The organism is Synechococcus sp. R6-7 (assembly GCF_047461695.1).
Classification (GTDB): domain Bacteria; phylum Cyanobacteriota; class Cyanobacteriia; order Thermostichales; family Thermostichaceae; genus Thermostichus.
This window is the reverse complement of the sequence record NZ_JANSHS010000204.1, coordinates 1-1,873: the sequence shown is the minus strand read 5'-3', so window position 1 is coordinate 1,873 and position 1,873 is coordinate 1. Positions and strand designations below refer to the sequence as shown.

Genomic DNA, 1,873 nt, shown 5'->3' with positions numbered 1-1,873 from the left:
AAAGGCAGCTTTGATGTCCTCATTGGTAGCTCGATCGGGGTCAAGTCCAAAAACCCGCCATGGCAAGTCGTACTTGAAGATGTTGATCCCGTTGATGCAGCCATACCCCTCTTCCCCCTCTTCGTTGGGAAGGATCCCGATGTGCTGACGATAAATGCGCTCCAAATCGTCTATGTTGGATAAGCTCAGCTTGCCCATGCCGCTGGTTGCCAGTTTGAAGCTGGCTGACTTTCTCAGCTCGGCTGCGTTTTTAACGCCAAAGTGGTTGTAAATCGCTTTCTGCAGCTCTTTGACAGACAACCGAGGCGGTGGCTGTAGCTGCCTGACCACAAACCGCGCAAAATTCTCCAGGAGTTCCTTAGAGATGCCGTAGGTATCGGAAAGGCGCTGGATTTCTGCAGCAATCGCCCCTTGCGGATCGGGCTTGGTCTCTTCTCTTGAGGTTGCCCTAGTTGTTTTTGGTTTTGTGCTGGCGGCTTTTTTGGGCATGGCTTCCCCTCAAGTCAGTGATGCCAAGTGTAGATCCGCACAAAACTTATAGGCTGTCTGTGAATTTATTTGCACAATGATGCAGACAATCTTAGGTCAGTGTAACAATGTTGCCGGTACCTGTAAAGCTTTGCACCACATAAGCTTCGCCATACCGATGCCCAGTTGGATGGCTTGGTGTGGGGAGCAGATCCGCACTGGGCGGCCCCGCAGGCGAATCTCGCCAGCATCCGGCTGGTAGAGGCCCGCCAGCATGTTCATCAGGGTGGTTTTCCCGGCGCCATTCTCCCCCCGGAGAGCGTAAATCTCCCCGGCCCGTAGTTCAAAGTCCACGCCAGAGCGCCCCCAGCTTGCCTGTTCGGTTGAGTTCCCCCGCCAGGATCCCTACCAGACAGGCTCTCTCATAAAAAGGCTGATCATAAATGGAAGGCTCTCTGAAGAAAGAGGTACACAGGTTGAGTACCACCTTTCCTTGGCAGTGAACGTATTTCCGGCTACTTTTCAGCGCCAACTTGGGGCCGCCCCTTCAGCTTTTGGGGATCAGTCGCTTCGGACAGGCAGCACGGATATGGGATTCGCTCAGGTCGGGCATGAGAGCCAAGGCCCGCTGAGCATCAATTTGCGCTTCGCACACTGCCTCCAGTACCTGCTCAGCCATCAGGGAAAGGGGCATATCGGCAGTTTGTTCGGGATCGGTATCCAGGGAAATTTGTCGGACTCCCACAGGGGGGGGTGGCAACACCGGCGGAGCTGCCTGCGGGGACAGGGTGGTGGAAGTGCCCACCTCCAACTGCGCTTCTGCCAGGGCCACACCGTGCCCCACTATCAGTAGGGATCCCAGCAGCAGGGGCCATCCTAGCCTACGACCCCCTCTGCCGAACTGAGTTGGATACTTCTGCCATTGCTCCAGACCGCTGATGTTCTCGGCCCTGTTGAGCCTGTTGCCGAGCATGTCACCTCTCCAAAACCACCCCTTTGCTCAAGATATCCAACACAACTTGAATTTGCAGTAGGCTATCGTTGGCCCTCCAGGTAGTGCCCACCCGTTGCCAAACTTTGCCCGCTCCAGCCCTGCCCCCTCTATGGCCCGTCTGTCTCAAGAGCTAGCCCGGTTTTCCCGCCTTCCCGAGAGCCCAGAGCAACCCGAACCCTCCCCGGAAGGGTTGATCCGCATCGAAGACATTCTAAAACTGGCGGGCGAGCGCAGTTTTGGCTTGTTTTTGGCGGTGCTCTCTTTCCCTTCTGCTTTGCCTCTGCCGGCTCCCGGCTATTCCACTCCCTTTGGCGTGGTCATCCTGTTGCTGGCCGCACAAATGCTGGCAGGGCGAACCACTCCTTGGCTGCCGAAATGGGTGTTGCAGACCTCTATTGAACGGAAGCATTT

4 protein-coding genes are annotated in these 1,873 nt (G+C 56.1%); 1 reads left to right on the top strand and 3 read right to left on the bottom strand.

The features are described from left to right. The 3 genes from NW815_RS06770 to NW815_RS06760 all read right to left on the bottom strand — a co-directional run. Positions 1-489: J domain-containing protein (locus NW815_RS06770; RefSeq protein ID WP_414415831.1), on the bottom strand; the 489-nt coding region annotated here is incomplete at its 3' end. A 96-nt stretch (positions 490-585) separates the two neighbouring features. Next, entirely contained in the window at positions 586-822 is a 237-nt protein-coding gene (locus NW815_RS06765) for an ATP-binding cassette domain-containing protein (protein ID WP_414344206.1), read from the bottom strand. Between the two features lie 193 nt (positions 823-1,015). Further along, a complete protein-coding gene (locus NW815_RS06760; protein WP_414388636.1) occupies positions 1,016-1,441 on the bottom strand; it encodes a hypothetical protein in 426 nt (141 codons plus the stop codon). Positions 1,442-1,571: 130 nt separating this feature from the next. Between NW815_RS06760 and NW815_RS06755 the strand changes: the two genes are divergently transcribed. Next, a partial coding sequence (locus NW815_RS06755; protein WP_414415830.1) for an exopolysaccharide biosynthesis protein occupies positions 1,572-1,873 on the top strand: 302 nt, incomplete at its 3' end.

Bases quoted from the DNA above. Each gene is read 5' to 3' on its own strand.
- NW815_RS06760 (WP_414388636.1), bottom strand. From the start codon at position 1,441: ATGCTCGGCAACAGGCTCAACAGGGCCGAGAACATCAGCGGTCTGGAG.